This window comes from Marinobacter sp. UBA2498 (assembly GCF_002341575.1).
In the GTDB taxonomy this organism is placed as follows: domain Bacteria; phylum Pseudomonadota; class Gammaproteobacteria; order Pseudomonadales; family Oleiphilaceae; genus Marinobacter; species Marinobacter manganoxydans.
On sequence record NZ_DDOI01000030.1, the window covers coordinates 3770 to 18354 of the forward strand.

At 59.5% G+C, this 14585-nt stretch carries 15 protein-coding genes and 1 pseudogene; 11 read left to right on the forward strand and 5 right to left on the reverse strand.

Annotation, left to right across the window (positions count from 1 at the left end; translation table 11 throughout):
- The 4 genes from B2W52_RS03090 to B2W52_RS03105 all read right to left on the reverse strand — a co-directional run.
- The coding region (locus B2W52_RS03090) for a hybrid sensor histidine kinase/response regulator (protein WP_286801240.1) at nt 1-2219 on the reverse strand (2219 nt) is incomplete at its 3' end.
- Nucleotides 2197-3366, reverse strand: coding sequence for a nitric oxide-sensing protein NosP (gene nosP, locus B2W52_RS03095; RefSeq protein WP_405421074.1), 1170 nt, complete (start codon nt 3364-3366; stop codon nt 2197-2199). The genes nosP and B2W52_RS03090, both read right to left, overlap by 23 nt.
- Before the next feature lie 239 nt (nt 3367-3605).
- Complete coding sequence (locus B2W52_RS03100; RefSeq protein WP_053113117.1) at nt 3606-4706, reverse strand: porin; 1101 nt, start codon at nt 4704-4706, stop codon at nt 3606-3608.
- 187 nt (nt 4707-4893) lie between these two features.
- Nucleotides 4894-6300 (reverse strand): WS/DGAT domain-containing protein, encoded by a 1407-nt coding sequence (locus tag B2W52_RS03105; protein ID WP_273018489.1) that lies wholly within the window; start codon nt 6298-6300, stop codon nt 4894-4896.
- 361 nt (nt 6301-6661) lie between these two features.
- Between B2W52_RS03105 and B2W52_RS03110 the strand changes: the two genes are divergently transcribed.
- Together B2W52_RS03110 and B2W52_RS03115 are read left to right on the forward strand one after the other, a co-directional pair.
- Entirely contained in the window at nt 6662-7585 is a 924-nt protein-coding gene (locus tag B2W52_RS03110; RefSeq protein WP_014578398.1) for an alpha/beta hydrolase, read from the forward strand.
- Between the two features lie 83 nt (nt 7586-7668).
- Complete coding sequence (locus B2W52_RS03115) at nt 7669-8418, forward strand: DUF8198 family protein (RefSeq protein ID WP_053113119.1); 750 nt, start codon at nt 7669-7671, stop codon at nt 8416-8418.
- A 20-nt stretch (nt 8419-8438) separates the two neighbouring features.
- On the opposite strand, the gene B2W52_RS03120 is transcribed toward B2W52_RS03115, so the two are convergent.
- A complete protein-coding gene (locus B2W52_RS03120; RefSeq protein WP_014578400.1) occupies nt 8439-8717 on the reverse strand; it encodes a polyhydroxyalkanoic acid system family protein in 279 nt (92 codons plus the stop codon).
- Nucleotides 8718-8842: 125 nt separating this feature from the next.
- Between B2W52_RS03120 and ubiE the strand changes: the two genes are divergently transcribed.
- From ubiE to B2W52_RS03165, 9 genes and pseudogenes are all read left to right on the forward strand, one after another.
- Nucleotides 8843-9634 (forward strand): bifunctional demethylmenaquinone methyltransferase/2-methoxy-6-polyprenyl-1,4-benzoquinol methylase UbiE, encoded by a 792-nt coding sequence (ubiE, locus tag B2W52_RS03125; protein ID WP_014578401.1) that lies wholly within the window; start codon nt 8843-8845, stop codon nt 9632-9634.
- Entirely contained in the window at nt 9634-10275 is a 642-nt protein-coding gene (locus B2W52_RS03130; RefSeq protein WP_104270851.1) for a ubiquinone biosynthesis accessory factor UbiJ, read from the forward strand. Before ubiE ends, B2W52_RS03130 begins: the two co-directional genes overlap by 1 nt.
- Nucleotides 10272-11915 (forward strand): ubiquinone biosynthesis regulatory protein kinase UbiB, encoded by a 1644-nt coding sequence (ubiB, locus tag B2W52_RS03135; protein WP_273043893.1) that lies wholly within the window; start codon nt 10272-10274, stop codon nt 11913-11915. Before B2W52_RS03130 ends, ubiB begins: the two co-directional genes overlap by 4 nt.
- Nucleotides 11916-11942: 27 nt before the next feature.
- Nucleotides 11943-12359, forward strand: a complete 417-nt coding sequence (gene hisI, locus B2W52_RS03140) for a phosphoribosyl-AMP cyclohydrolase (RefSeq protein ID WP_008170988.1) — start codon at nt 11943-11945, stop codon at nt 12357-12359.
- A gap of 12 nt (nt 12360-12371) precedes the next feature.
- Nucleotides 12372-12701: a phosphoribosyl-ATP diphosphatase gene (locus B2W52_RS03145; RefSeq protein ID WP_014578404.1), complete on the forward strand. Its 330-nt coding sequence runs from the start codon at nt 12372-12374 to the stop codon at nt 12699-12701.
- A gap of 88 nt (nt 12702-12789) precedes the next feature.
- Entirely contained in the window at nt 12790-13029 is a 240-nt protein-coding gene (tatA, locus tag B2W52_RS03150; RefSeq protein WP_014578405.1) for a Sec-independent protein translocase subunit TatA, read from the forward strand.
- A gap of 11 nt (nt 13030-13040) precedes the next feature.
- Nucleotides 13041-13514 (forward strand): Sec-independent protein translocase protein TatB, encoded by a 474-nt coding sequence (gene tatB / locus B2W52_RS03155; protein WP_273073168.1) that lies wholly within the window; start codon nt 13041-13043, stop codon nt 13512-13514.
- Nucleotides 13511-14296: a twin-arginine translocase subunit TatC gene (tatC, locus tag B2W52_RS03160; protein ID WP_014578407.1), complete on the forward strand. Its 786-nt coding sequence runs from the start codon at nt 13511-13513 to the stop codon at nt 14294-14296. The genes tatB and tatC overlap by 4 nt, the downstream gene beginning before the upstream one ends.
- Nucleotides 14293-14585: pseudogene (locus B2W52_RS03165) on the forward strand (16S rRNA (uracil(1498)-N(3))-methyltransferase); the annotation flags it as partial. The gene tatC and the pseudogene B2W52_RS03165, both read left to right, overlap by 4 nt.

Consider the following 14585-nt stretch of genomic DNA (forward strand, 5'->3'; position numbering starts at 1 on the left):
GGCTTCACCGGCTTGTTCATCAGCAGGTGCCCAAGTTCGCGGATATGCTGCTTGAGTTCATTGGTGTAGTTAGCCGTAATCATCACCACTGGCGCCGGACATCTCCGGCGGCCATTGATCTCCGCCACCACATCCACGCCGTTTTCATCGTTGTCCAGATGATAGTCCGCCAGGATCAGGTCCACTGCACTGGTAGCCGGATCCAGCTGACGCTCGAGATCCTCAAGGGACACCGCCGTCACCACCTGGCAGTCCCAACCTTCGAGCAGGGTTTGCATGCCCTGGCAAATAGACTGGTCATTGTCGATCACCCAGATCCGGGCACCGCCAAGACCACTATCGAAAGACGCGGCTCGATTCTGGTCGGCACCCGGTTGCCGGGGCTTCAGTTTGCCGACCGGGACCCGGACGCTGAAGACTGACCCCCTGCCCTCGATGGAATTCACCGTCACCTCGTGCCCAAGCATGCGGGATATCTTGTCCACGATGGCCAGACCAAGCCCAAGGCCTTTATCGGGTTGTGAGCCAGCCGGACGGATGCGTTTGAATTCCTGGAAGATCTCGGTGAGTTTGTCCTCGGGAATACCAGGGCCGGTATCCCACACCTGCAACAGGACATGGTCCTTTTGTCGACGGCAGCCAAGCAGAATCCGGCCGTTGCCGGTATAACGGATGGCGTTGGTCAGGAAATTCCGGAGGATCCGCGCCAGCAACTGGGAATCCGACTCCACAATCGCGGAGCTGGCAACGAAATCCAGTTGCAGCCCCTCGGCCGTGGCCATCTGCCGGAATTCCCGGGCGATGTTATTGAGCAGGTCCCGAAGATCAAAGGCGGTGACATCCGGTTTGATAACGCCGGCATCGAGCTTGGAAATATCCACCAGGGTGCCCAGAAGGTTTTCGACGTCGTCCAGAGAGGTACTGACCGACCGAACCAGGCCTTCCGCCTTGGGCCCGAACGACTGTTCCAGCAGAGCACTGGTAAACAACCGTGCGGCATTCAGAGGTTGCAGCAAGTCATGGCTGACCGCAGCGAGGAACTTGGTTTTCGAGAGATTGGCCCTCTCGGCCTCCAGCTTGGCATCCCGAAGCCGGGCTTCTACGGCAGCCCGTTCGGTGATTTCCTGGCGCAGCTGGTTGTTCAGGCCGGTCAGGGCCGCGGTGCGCTCCTTCACCCGTCGCTCCAGGTTGTCATAGGCCTGTTCCAGTGCCAGGGCGGTCTTGCGGCGGTCGGTGATGTCCCGTATCAACACAAAGAAACCGATGATGTCTCCCTGCTCATCGAAATTGGGAACGTAGGAGCGCAGCATGTGGCGCACCTCACCCTGCTCACCGGTCTCCTCGAATTCAAATGTGACATTGTGGCCGTCCATGACATCGAGGATCTGGGGCAGCAGCCGCTGGTAGAACTCGGGCGAATGTACCTCGTTGAGGCGCTTGCCGAGTGGCGACTCACCTTTGCGCCCGTACCAGGACTCGTAGACCTTGTTGCAGAACTGGATGGTCATATCGGCCCCGATGTAGGCAATCAGCGCCGGAACATGGTCGGTCACCACCCGAATCCAGCGCTCGCTTTCTTCGAGCGCCTTGATCCGCCGGGCCATTTCGCTGTTCTTCACATCGGTGATGTCGGAGTAGAGCACGACCAACCCGCCTTCCCGGGTCGGTCTCTCGGTAACCTGAACCCAGCGGCCGTTGGCCAGCAAGAACACCACGCCTTCCGAATCCGGATGGCTGTGTTCCTCCAGAACCAGACCGCAGGCCACCGCCTGCCGCTTCACTTCTGAAATACGGGTACCCTGGCCTGGCGCCTCAACACCGGCATGCCGCCAGTAGCTCCGGAACCGACTGTTGCTCTGGATCAGGCAATGCTGGTTATCAAACAGCACAAAGCCGTCGGCAATGCTCTCGATGGCATCGCTCAACCTCTGGCGGGTTGTCTCGGCTTCTTCCCGGGCCCGATTCAGGGCCTTGTTGCTGCCCTTGAGCTGTTCCATGGCCTGGTTCAACGCCTCGGTTCGCTCCCGAACCTGCTCGGCAAGCACCACCGAGTGCTCGAAGGCCGCGTAGGGCTCCGGCTTATGGGCAGAGCCGGACTCCACCCGGACAATCAGGGCATCGCGAATCCGCCGCAGGCGCTCGTTCTCCGCCTCAAGTTCGGCAATCCGGAGATCCCGCCTGTCTTCAACGGGTGCTTCAATCTTGTCCGGAACGGACATCAGGCTGGCCAATGACCACCCCCGTAAACGTCTGGTTGATGTGCATACCGTCGAACTGCTCGCCGTACGTGTTAAAGCCAATCACATTGTGGTGGCGGAGGAACTGGGAGACCGCTTCCACCTCCCCGGTGAGTTCAGCCTCCAGCCTGCGCAGAAAACAATCGCAGCCGATGGTCACCAGAGGTGGCCCCACAACCCGTTCTGCGGCTTCTATCTGGGTACGAACGCTGTCCAGCAGGGATTCCGGCTCCATGGCCGTCATCACGATTCCGGTTTCCACGGCGCAATAGAAAGTCAGACTCTTGTCCGGGTTCACCCGCTGCACCGAGCGGACAAAATAGTGGCCGCCGATTTTCACCCCCATGGGCCGTAGCGCGAACACCTTGCGATCCAGTGCTTCGACATCCACGCCAACGGCTCGGGCATAGGCATCGGCCGCCGGCTCTGCATTAAGCTCGAATACCGTGCGGCTTTCCGCGCAGGCGTCCGTCACCACCAGCTTTTCACTGCGTTCGACCATGTGGTGCGTGGAAAATACCCGGAAATCCAGCGGTGTATTTACCAGCAACACCGTGGCAGCTCCGGTATGGAACTGGCCGTCGTAGAACACGTGGGTGTTGGCCAGACGCTCATCGTCGCCGGCAGAACCGCCAAACTGGGGAATGGTGCCAAGGGCCGAGTTGAGCGTTGCCAGCACCAGCTCTTCACGGCTGGACAGGCCGTCCAGCAGCGTGATGGCAAAGGTGTTGCCTTTGACCGGCGCGAGTCTGGCATCCCGACAGGTCGAAAGCAGGCCGTCGATTACCCCCTGGGCATCCTGCAGGGTGAATCGGTCCAGCTCCCGGATCAGTGCGCAATCGATGGCGAAATAGCGGCTGTCAAACCCGATGGCGGTGATGCATCCACGTCCGTAGCCGTCCGGAGTGATCTCCCCGGCCGAAGTGCAGCCGCAGACACGCGCACCTTGAAAACTGTGCTCAAGGGCACTACCAAGTCGACCCAGGTCGTATTCCGCAGAACAGAAGAAGAGTACACAGCCAAGATGCTCGTGGCTGAGCTGGCTGGCGAGATTGGTGGCGGCCAACATGGGATCGCGAACGCTGGAGCTCGCTACCCGGACCGCAGGCAGGGTCGTCGCTGGCTTCATAAACGCGGTTCCCGAAAACGGATGACTTTTCACCGATTCTACGGCATCCGCAAACGCAGCCAATGCGACTTCAGTGCTTTTAATCGGCGCGCCAAAATGATCGTAAGCCATTGATTAAACTGCCTCCTGAATCAATGCCTGGTGGCGCTGCCGGTTTGCCTCAAGGCAAACCGGCACTTTAGTCTTAGACAAACCAGCGCAGCGAGAGGCCTCCTGCCACCCGCAACGCCAGGTAGGGCTTAGAACATCACGATGGCGCCAAGGGCGATGGTGTCCGCCTCAGTGGTGGTTGCACCGGTGGTGCGGTTGTTGTCTTCGTACATGTTGTACTCGGCAACCAGCTTGAAGTTGCTGTTTACATCGTGGAAGAACCCGAGCGTTGTGCTCTCGGTTTCCAGATTCAGGATTTCAGCGTCCGTCTCGCCGTAGGAAAGCACAACGCGATTGGCACCGAAGGCATAGGAGCCCTGAACCAGGAAGCCGTCGGCATCGTCTTCGGTCACCGCACCGTTGCCGATCAGAACCGGGTTGTCACCCTTGGAAGTAAAACCGGAAGCAGCCAGGGTCAGTCCCGCGACCGACGCCTTGATACCGTAGCCGAGGCCTGTGCTGTCGACGGTCGTGCTGCCATTTTCAGCAGACTGATAGCGCCCGTTCACCCAGCCGGTCAGGGCCACATCGTTCAGGTTGGCGTTGTAGGTTACCTCGGACTCGAAGCGGGGTGCGGCATTTTCGTCATTGGCACCGGTCACCGTATCGGCGGGATCCAGAACACCGGCCGCGACCTTGAGGCCGCCCATATCCGGCGAGCGATAGGTAATCTGGGCGGAAGGTGTCGGGTACGGATAGCCTGCGCGGATATTGCCGAAGGAAACGCCACCGGCGACGCCCGGGGAACCGAATCCCATCAGGATTTCGTCGAGGAAAATGTTGGAGCGGGCATACAGGCCGAAGTCCTTACCAATCAGCACCTGACCAAAATCGCCGTCTACCGTGGCATAGAACTGACGCACGTCGATGGCGGTGTCTGTGGGTGAATCAAGACTGTCATTGATGGTGGTCCAGAACGAAGAACGTCCGCCCAGGGTCAGATCACCCATATCCTTGCTGAAATTGAAGCCGATGGTGTTCGGCAGGAAGCCCATCTTGATGCGGGAATCCCGAACGTCGTTCTGCTTGTCGTCACGGTTTACGTAGAATGCATTGAAGTAGCCATCCACGGAAAAGCTGGTGCCGTCCTGGTTATACAGCTCAACAGCGGCATTGGCTCCTGCGCTGGCGCCCATGGCCGCTGCCATGGCAATCGCTAACCCTGACTTTCTGACGTTATTGTTTTTCATAGTTCCCCCGGTTGTTTTTGGAAATCTGGGATCGGAGGCCCGGATCATCCGGACGCCCCAGGCGCGGTCTGTCGCCTGAATTCCATGGTCGGTGATGCAAGGGAGGGGGAAAATGCTTCGACGGAGCAGGTTTTCTGCTCATTTGGGAGGCACTTGAATTGAAACTTTGGGAGTACGACCCGGCGGATCAGTCGCCGGGGAACTGAGCCAGTTCCTGCAGGCAGTCGTTGAGGAAGTCTTCGGGGTCGGCCATCACCGCCTCATCGGCAACGACGCCAAACTGCACCTGGTCGGCGTAGCTGACAATGCTGATACCCAAACCGATATCCCCGGCCTGGGGCACCCAGAACATCTGTTCGGTTATCCGGCAGCCGGCAATATACCGGGCCTCCGGAGTGCCGGGCACGTTGGACACCACGGCACTGGCCTTGCGGTAGAACACCTCGGCCAACGGCTCCCGCCAAGGCTCTGGAACAATCGTGGCGCTGGCCGCGAGACCCCAGGCAATGCCGGGCTGCCAGCTTTTCTTAAGACGGCGGGTTTCGTGCTTGATGCGGAAAAGTCGCTCGAGGGGACTTTCACCATCCAACGGCAAAGGTACAAACACGGTGCCAAAATAATTGCCCAGCGCGCCGGGTGCCGGCTTGAGCTCCTCGGGCAGGCGACTGCGAATATCCACCGGTACGGCGGCATGCAGCACGGCTTCATCGAGGTCCTCGCCTTCAATGCCCAGGCGGGTGCGCACAGCCGCCGCCACACAGCTCAGCAACACATCGTTGATGGTTACATTGGTAGCTCGGGCAATGTTTCTGAAGCGGTCGAGGGGCACTGGCTCGGACCAGCGACAATGTCGCCTCCCCAGCAACGGCTGCCTGAGATCCGTCGCCGTGTCTTCCGGCTCCACCAGGAACTCCGAAAATTCATTGACCAGCTTCAGGCTCTTCTGGGCGACCCGCTCCAGCAAGCGACCCGCGTCCTGCCATTGATTACCGGCGGACCGGTCTGCATTGCCAGCACCGTGGGATTCTTCAGAAGGCTCTTCGGATGCCATCAGTTGCCCGAACCAGGCCTTTGCCGCAGCCGTCCAGCGTGACAGCTCCGCGATTTCGGGGGCGCCGTAAATGGCGGGATGCTGCTGGGGAGAGGGCGGGCACAGTCGGTCAAAGATGCCCAGCAGAGACAGGCCATCGGCGTAACAGTGGTGAATGCGCAGCAGTAGCACCGCCCCACCCTCGGCATTGGGCGCAAGCCAGAATTTCCAGCGCGGGCGATACATGGGCAGAGGCTGGTTCAGACGCGCGGACACCCATTCCTGAAGGCTGTCGGGCGTGAAACGATCCACAACCACATCAAGGTGGTGGCTAACATCAAACGTCGGATCCTGCTCCCACCACCAGGCAGGTGAGCGCTTGACGGGCATGTACCGGAAACGCTCCCAGGCCATCCAGTACACCCGCAGAAACTCCCTGAAACGGGGCGCAGTAAGCCCATCAACCCGCAACATCACGGTGATGGTCATGGGGTTTTCCGGGCGCTCCAGGGCCAGCCAGGCCGAATCAGCAGGTAGCAGGAGATGCGATTGCTCGTGACTCAAACCCGAACGTCCCTGGAGAAGTAATGAAGAAAGGGGCCCTGGATCCAATGCCAAGCACGAGGCGCCCTAAGTAAAAACCGAACTCCGCATTGTGCCAGACAAGCCGCGCCGTCTCCATATGCGGCACCAGCGTACGCTGTTACAAAAAATTACACGTGAGTAACTGTTCAGTCCTATACTGGTTATAAGCCTTGGTGCAATGGTTATTAAACGCTGCCGATCCGTGATCGATTGGCCCTGGGACATCAAAAAATCCGTACTCAGAGCCAGTAACATAACGAGATGATCGGGGTACAAAAGGCTTACCAGCACAACCAAATTCCAACAACAGGCCATTGCCGTGCTGGGTGGGAGAACAGTTATGAAAGCGAGCCATGTTCGCAAGCTGATCAAACCGATTGAAAGCGCCTACTCGGAAATGTTTTCCGGGCATGTGTATCGCGTCGGCAAGGGCGCTGTTTCCGTTCGCAACCACAGCGGCAAAGCGGAGCAGACCGTAATTGGCGTGCACGGCTTTCTGGAAAATCACTGCTACTTCACCCAGGCCTATGAAGCGCCGACCACTGAACTGATCCTGCTCACCTGCAGCAACTACCACATCCCGGTAAACGGCGTTACGCCGGAAACGCCGGAATGGGAAGTGCCGATCAAGCAGCTGGAAGGCACGATCGAGTACGACGCCTGCATTCTTAACCAGGCGCTCTCCAGCCTCCCGACTACTCAGAACATCCGGGTTCATGGACATTCCCGTGGCGGAGCGGTCATTCTCGAGGCCATCAAGCAATGGCCCGAGCTCTATGATGACGTGGAAGTGGTTCTGGAGGCACCGGTACTCCCCAACGGCAAGCTCTCAGCTCTGGTAACCACCATTCTGGAACCGGTCAGTCACGGCATGTGGCCCTGGCTGATCCGTCTGATCAACAGCGCTCCGTCGTCGGCCTATGGCCAGACCTTTTTCGGCAAGATGAATCCGCGCAAGAAGCAGCTGTTGAGCAAGCTGTTCTCAGCCACCAAGGATCACCTGACCATTGTTCGTAACATCGAGAACATCATGGACTGGATGGCGCGGACGGACAGCAGTGTCTACGGCCATGTGCGCCACGGCACCTTCCTGATCCCTGCCGTGGATCGCATTCTCGATCGCTCATCCATGCTGGCCAGCGCCCGCCAGAGCCCGACCACCATGCGCATCGTGGAAACCGAGGCACCGAGCCACTTCATTACGCTGGACAGCAAGGAATGGGTTCCGGGGTTCGAAACGCTCCCGACAGCCGCGCAGGGCTGACGCCCGGCTTGCACCCTGCTGCAAGACCACTGCAGCTCCGCTAAACTACGCTCTTTTCCTCAGGTTTAGTGGAGCCATCGCCCATGTACCGTGAGCGCCTCGTCGCTACCGAAGCCCGCTCTGAAAGCGCTCGCCGGCTGCAGCAACTGCTTCTGGACTACCATGATTTCCGGCGCCTGAAAGCCGAGCATCCGCTGATGGAACACGCCGTCTCCGTCGCCGACTGGCAGGCGGAGCGGCTGAAGTCGACCCATGAGGATCTTTATCGCCATCCCGGATATCACCACGGCCTCGAATTTCTGCTGACCGACCTCTACGCCCCGGCCGGCATGACCCGCCGGGACGACAATATTGATCGGGTGTTTCCCAAAATGGTGAAGTGGTTGCCAGATAATCTGCTGGACACCTTCGCCGGCCTCGTGGAACTGAACCTGATCACCCAACAGCTGGACCTGGAGCTCGCCGAACTGTTCCATCAGCAAGGTGTGTCTGCGCGGGCAATCACCACGGACGCCTATTGTGCAGCCTACCGGGAGAGCCGACGGCTGGCGCAGAGAGAGAAACAGATTACCCTGGTGGCAGACGTTGGCCAGCAACTTGATCGCTATGTCCGCAACCGCACCCTTGGATGGCTGCTATCGATGACCCGGGGCCCGGCAGAGATGGCCGATCTGACGGATCTGCACAGCTTCCTGCACCGGGGCTATTCCGCCTTCCGGAAGATGGACGATGTGGAGCTACTGATCGACCGGCTGGTTTCCCGGGAGCAGCGGGTAATGCGCAACATTCTCGACCATCACCCGGACCCGTTCAGCCTGCCGGAAAACCTCTGAGCCGGGGATAGTTGGCTGGCTCAGGCCTTGATGATCTGGTCCAGCTGGGAGTGGATTTCCTGCTCGATCCGCGATTTGAAGGGCCGCAGCATCATGCCCAGCTCCAGGTGAATGTGCAGGTCTGTCGGCGTGATGTTCAGGTGCCCCTTGACGCCACTGCGCTTGAACTTCAGGTGGTCGCCTTCCCACTCATAATGCACGTCAAACTGACTGGACAGGTCTTTGGCAAGGGATTCTGCGGCCTGCCTTGCGTGTTCTTGATCCAGGGTGTGCGGGCGATGTACATCAATTACAGACATGAAGCGGTTTTCTCTCGGATTTGGATAGATTTACAGTTTAGGGCGCTATTTAACTCACCGCCACCCTTGTAGCAACCCCGTCAGCGGTTAGAATACGGGGTTCAGATTCTGACAGGACATGCCCCATGAGCGAGCAGCAAACGCCAGCCAACCAGGCCGCAAACAGCAACGGCCAGGACGACGTAACCCATTTCGGGTTTCGCAATGTGCCCAAGAGCCAGAAAGCGAGCCAGGTGGCCGAGGTGTTCCACAGTGTGGCGGGCAAGTACGACCTCATGAATGACCTGATGTCCATGGGAATTCACCGGCTCTGGAAACGTTTCACCATTGAGCTTTCGGGCGTGCGTCCCGGCCACCAGGTGCTGGACATTGCCGGCGGCACTGGCGATCTCACCATGAAGTTTTCAGACCTTGTGGGTCCGTCCGGCAAGGTGGTGCTGGCCGACATCAATGCCTCCATGCTGCAGGTGGGCCGCAGCCGGCTGACCGATCGCGGCTATGCGGGCAACATTGAATACGTACAGGCGGATGCCGAGCATCTGCCGTTTCCGGACAACAACTTCAATGCGGTATCCATCGCCTTCGGTCTGCGCAATGTCACCGATAAAGACCAGGCCCTGCGCGACATGACCCGGGTTCTCAAGCCCGGCGGCAAGCTGATGATCCTGGAATTCTCCAAGCCGACCAATCCATTGCTGAGCAAGGCCTACGACACCTATTCCTTTTCCGCCCTGCCCCTGATGGGCCAGCTCATCGCCGGCGACAGTGAAAGCTACAAGTACCTGGCCGAATCCATCCGCATGCATCCCGACCAGGACACCCTCAAGGGCATGATGGAGAACGCCGGCCTGGTGAACTGCAAGTACTACAACATGACCGGCGGTATCGTCGCCCTGCACGTGGGAATCAAGCCCTGATGTTTCCCGGCCCCACCCTGCTTTCCGCTGTCTCCGCTATCCTGGAAAGTGCCCTGAACCGGGCACTGGAACTGGATCAGGCGGGGCATAGTGCCTTGATGGAAGCGTTGGCGGGGCCGGTTCAGTTCAATATCACCGACCCGATTGCCCTGACCTACACCCTGGACCGGGCCGGAAACCGCGTCCGCGTCGGCAGTCAGCCGGTCGAACAGCCAGCGCTCGAGATCACCGGCAAACCCATCGCCTTTGCAGCGCTGGCCACCGGCGATGACCGGGTCTTTGCCGACGGCCGTCTTGACGTGACCGGCGACACAGCGCTGGCCCATCAGCTGCAACGAGCCCTGAACCAGCTTGAACCGGATTGGGAAGCCGCCATGGCCCGGCACATCGGCGATGTGCCCGCACACTTCCTCGGCCAACGGGTTCGCGGCGCTATCCGATGGAGTCGACAGGCCTTTCAGTCCCTGAATGCCAACATCGAGGAGTATGTGCACGAGGAAAGTCGCGCCCTGCCCGGTCGGCGGGAGCTGGAAGCTACGTTCGAGGATATCGACGAACTGAACCTGCGCACGGAAAGACTGGAAGCGCGGCTTAATCTGATTGAAAACCGCGGCAAGACTGACGAATCGGAGAACCTGTGACCCGCCTGCAACGCCTGTTCCGAATTGCCTGGGTATTCTGCCGTTACCGGCTGGACACGTTCCTGCCTATCGCAGAGCTGCCCGCGCCCCTGAAGGTGTTTTTCCTGCTGGCGCCCTGGCACCTGTTCCCGCAACCGAAGCTCGATCGTGGCGACCGCCTTCGGCTGGCGCTGGAGGAACTGGGCCCCGTGTTCGTAAAGTTCGGCCAGATCCTCTCTACCCGAAGGGATCTTCTGCCGGACGACATGGCGGAATCCCTGAAGAATCTCCAGGACCGGGTACCGCCGTTCCCGAGCAATGAAGCCCGGAGCATTATCGAAACCTCCCTCGGTGCCCCGGTTTCGGACCTGTTTGCCGAATTCAGTCCGGACCCGCTTGCCTCGGCATCGGTTGCCCAGGTGCATGCAGCCACCCTGCGCAACGGCCAGAAGGTAGTCGTGAAAGTTCTGCGACCGGGCATAGAGAAGGTAATCCGTCAGGATCTGGCCCTGATGTACCTGATGGCTGGCCTGCTGGAAAAATACTGGTCCGAAGGCAAGCGCCTGCGCCCGGTGGAAGTGGTAGCCGACTACGATTCCACCATTCACGATGAGCTGGATCTCCAGCGCGAGGCCGCCAACGCCAGCCAGCTGCGCCGGAATTTCGAAAACTCCTCGCTGATCTACATTCCCTTTATCGACTGGGACTACACCCGCAAATCCGTGCTGGTGATGGAGCGGATTCACGGCATCCCCATTGCCGATACTGCGGCTCTGAAGGCCGCCGGCGTCGACATGAAGGTACTGGCTGAAAAAGGCGTGGAAATTTTCTTTACCCAGGTGTTCCGGGACAGCTTCTTCCATGCCGACATGCATCCGGGCAACATCTTTGTGGATACGTCCAATCCCTCGGATCCCCGATATATCGCCATCGATTTCGGCATCGTTGGCACCCTGGCACCGGATGACCAGAGCTATCTTGCCCGAAACCTTCTGGCCTTTTTCCGCCGGGATTATCGGCAGGTTGCGCAGCTGCATATTCAGTCCGGCTGGGTACCGCCCGACACGCCAGTGAACCAGTTTGAGGCGGCCATACGTACTGTTTGCGAGCCCATCTTCGAGAAGCCGTTGAAGGATATCTCGTTCGGCCACTTCCTGTTGCGCCTGTTCCAGACGGCACGGCGGTTCAATATGGAAGTGCAGCCCCAGCTCGTTCTGCTGCAGAAAACCCTCCTGAACGTTGAAGGTCTGGGCCGACAGCTGTATCCGGATCTGGATTTGTGGAGCACCGCGCAACCCTACCTCGAGACCTGGATGCGCAAACGCATTGGCCCTTCGGGGCTGATCAAGTCGCTGCAGTCGCACCTTCCCTCCTGGCTGGAACAGTCGCCGGAAATGCCCCAGCTGGTGCACGATGCGCTCTTGCAACTGCGGCAGGCGGGGCCCACCGAGCCCCAGAACCGGGCAACACTGGCGTTGCTCCGGGAGCAGCAGATCCGTACCGAGCGGCGTTGGCGGCGGGCGACATTGGCGGTACTGCTCATTGCCGGCGGCTTTCTGGGCACTCAGCCCGAGAGCCGGCAGTGGATTGAAAGCGTGCCTGCCTGGAGCTGGGCCCTGTTTGCCGTCGCCGGCGGGCTCATGCTCCGGGGCAGCCGATAACCGATAAAGATTTCAGGATTCACAAAAATGCAAAATAGCTCGGATAACGTCGAGACCCCTGACTGGCTGGATGCCATTCGCTGGACAGAGGACGGCCTGGTTCCGGCCATCGCCCAGGACGCCGACACCGGCGACATCCTGATGATGGCCTGGATGAACCGCGAGTCGCTCAGGCTGACCGCCGAAGAAGGCCACGCCGTATACTGGTCGCGCTCCCGGGGCAAGCTCTGGCGCAAAGGGGAAACCTCGGGGCACCAACAGGTCATCCGGGACATTCGACTGGACTGCGACGAGGACGTCATCCTGCTGAAAGTAGAACAAAAAGGCGGCATCGCCTGCCATACTGGCAGACGCAGCTGCTTCTACCGGACTTTGAAAGACGGTCAGTGGGTCAGCGTTGACCCGGTGATCAAGGACCCCGGCACTATTTACGGCAGCAACTGAGGAGCACGGACTGTGAGCGATGTATTGGAAAACCTGGCGAGGGTTCTGGAGGCCAGGAAAGAGGCAGACCCGGAAACCTCCTATGTAGCCAGCCTCCACGCCAAGGGCCTGAACAAGATCCTGGAAAAAGTGGGGGAAGAGTGCACGGAAACCCTGCTGGCAGCCAAGGACGCAGAGCATTCCGGGGAAACCCGGGACGTGGTTTATGAAACCGCCGACCTCTGGTTCCACAGCATGGTCATGCTGTCGAGACTGGGCCTTGGCCCGAAGGACATCCTGGACGAACTGGCCAGCCGGTTCGATCTGTCAGGCCTGGAAGAAAAAGCGTCGAGGAACAAGTGAGCGGTAATACCTCTAAAGGGGTTTCCGCGTAACGGTTCTGGTAACGTACAATGTCATTGAACAGAAACATTAAAATGAGGACCCCGTAATGGGTATCAGCATCTGGCAATTACTTATCGTACTCGGCATTGTCATTCTGTTGTTCGGAACCAAGAAGCTTCGCAACATCGGCAGCGACCTCGGTGGTGCCATTCGCGGCTTCAAGAAGTCCATGAGCGATGAGGACTCCAAGGCCGAGAACCAGGAATCCCTGGAAGGCAAGGAAGGGGAGCAGCCACAGCAACAAGCGGCGGCCGAAGACAAGCCCCGGGACAAGTCCCACAGCTGAGACCAGGCTGAATGTTCGATATCGGCTTTCTTGAGCTGCTGATCTGCGGCGTCATAGCGCTATTGGTACTCGGCCCCGAGCGCCTGCCTGCGGCCGCCCGTGCGGCTGGCCGCTGGGTGGGTGGTGCACGGCGCATGGTTGGCCAGTTCACCTCGGAACTGGACCGGGAGCTAAAAGCCGGCGAACTCCGCGACGAGCTTCGCAAGGCAGGAGATGTTGGCCTCGACGACGTTCAGAATACCGTGCGTGGCGCCCTGGACGAAGCCAGGAAATACGAGCACATGATCCTGCCCGAGAACGAGACCCAGAAGCCAAGGCCTGCACCTGCGACACGGCGTGTGTCCGGCCAGACAAAGGCCTCCGAGGCTCCAGCGCAGGATCAGCCCGATGCTGGTAGCGCCTCGCAGACGCCAGATTCCGGCTCTGACGGAAACGAACAACCCAAACGCGAAACCCCGCAAAGTCCGCCGGATAATCGTTCATGAATGCAAAACCCGACGGCAACCAGCTGCCTCCGGAACAGCAGGAAATGCCACTGATCGAGCACCTGCTCGAGCTGCGTAATCGCCTACTGAAGATGGTTCTTGCGGTGCTGGTCTGCTTCGCTGCCATTTATCCGTTTGCCAACGAACTTTACCTGTGGCTGTCGGAGCCCATCCGTTCCCTGTTGCCCGTTGGCCAGACCATGATCGCAACAGATGTTACCTCGCCCTTCTTCGCACCGCTGAAGCTGGCCCTGGTTCTGGCTGTGTTCGCTGCCATTCCGATCATTCTCTACCAGCTCTGGAGCTTTATTGCCCCGGGCCTCTACGCCCACGAAAAACGCCTGGCCTTTCCGCTGCTGTTTACCTCGGTCATCCTGTTTTACGCGGGCGCTGCGTTTGCCTATTACGTGGTTTTCCCGCTGGTGTTCGGCTTTTTTACTGCGATAGGCCCCGAAGGCATCGTCGAACTTCCGGACATCACCAGCTACCTCAATTTTGTACTCAAGATGTTCTTCGCCTTCGGTGTGGCCTTCGAAATTCCGATCGCCACGGTGCTGTTGATTCTCACCGGCGCCACCACGCCCGCCGATCTTGCAGCCAAGCGCCCCTACGTGGTGGTGGGCTGTTTCATCATCGGCATGCTGCTGACGCCGCCGGATATTATTTCCCAGACCCTTCTCGCGGTTCCCATGTGGATCCTGTTCGAGGTCGGTATCCTGTTCGGGCGGCTGGCAAAACGGGAAGTCGCAGACCCGGAAAGCGATGAGCCCGCCGGCGAATGAATCTGGCGTTACTGTTTGACGAGGATTTCGTGGCAACTGACCGTGCCGTTCTGCGCGGTCGACGCCTGGCGCACCTGCAGTCCGTGCTCAAAGTGGTTGCTGGCGACACCGTGCCCGTCGGCCGCGCGGATGGCCAGTTGGGAACCGGCGAAGTGATCCGGCTTACCGATACCGAGGCGGAGCTGCGGGTGACGCTGGATCAGGCTCCGCCGCCGCCTCTACCGCTCACCCTGATACTCGCCATGCCCAGGCCCAAGATGTTCCGCCGTATCCTGCAAACCTGCGCTGC

Excerpts from the sequence above, each read along its gene's own strand:
- tatB (WP_273073168.1), top strand. The coding sequence starts at position 13,041 with ATGTTCGATATCGGCTTTCTTGAGCTGCTGATCTGCGGCGTCATAGCG.
- B2W52_RS03100 (WP_053113117.1), bottom strand. The coding sequence starts at position 4,706 with ATGAAAAACAATAACGTCAGAAAGTCAGGGTTAGCGATTGCCATGGCA.
- tatC (WP_014578407.1), top strand. The coding sequence starts at position 13,511 with ATGAATGCAAAACCCGACGGCAACCAGCTGCCTCCGGAACAGCAGGAA.
- nosP (WP_405421074.1), bottom strand. The coding sequence starts at position 3,366 with ATGAAGCCAGCGACGACCCTGCCTGCGGTCCGGGTAGCGAGCTCCAGC.
- tatA (WP_014578405.1), top strand. The coding sequence starts at position 12,790 with ATGGGTATCAGCATCTGGCAATTACTTATCGTACTCGGCATTGTCATT.
- B2W52_RS03130 (WP_104270851.1), top strand. The coding sequence starts at position 9,634 with ATGTTTCCCGGCCCCACCCTGCTTTCCGCTGTCTCCGCTATCCTGGAA.
- B2W52_RS03115 (WP_053113119.1), top strand. The coding sequence starts at position 7,669 with ATGTACCGTGAGCGCCTCGTCGCTACCGAAGCCCGCTCTGAAAGCGCT.
- B2W52_RS03110 (WP_014578398.1), top strand. The coding sequence starts at position 6,662 with ATGAAAGCGAGCCATGTTCGCAAGCTGATCAAACCGATTGAAAGCGCC.
- ubiE (WP_014578401.1), top strand. The coding sequence starts at position 8,843 with ATGAGCGAGCAGCAAACGCCAGCCAACCAGGCCGCAAACAGCAACGGC.
- B2W52_RS03120 (WP_014578400.1), bottom strand. The coding sequence starts at position 8,717 with ATGTCTGTAATTGATGTACATCGCCCGCACACCCTGGATCAAGAACAC.
- hisI (WP_008170988.1), top strand. The coding sequence starts at position 11,943 with ATGCAAAATAGCTCGGATAACGTCGAGACCCCTGACTGGCTGGATGCC.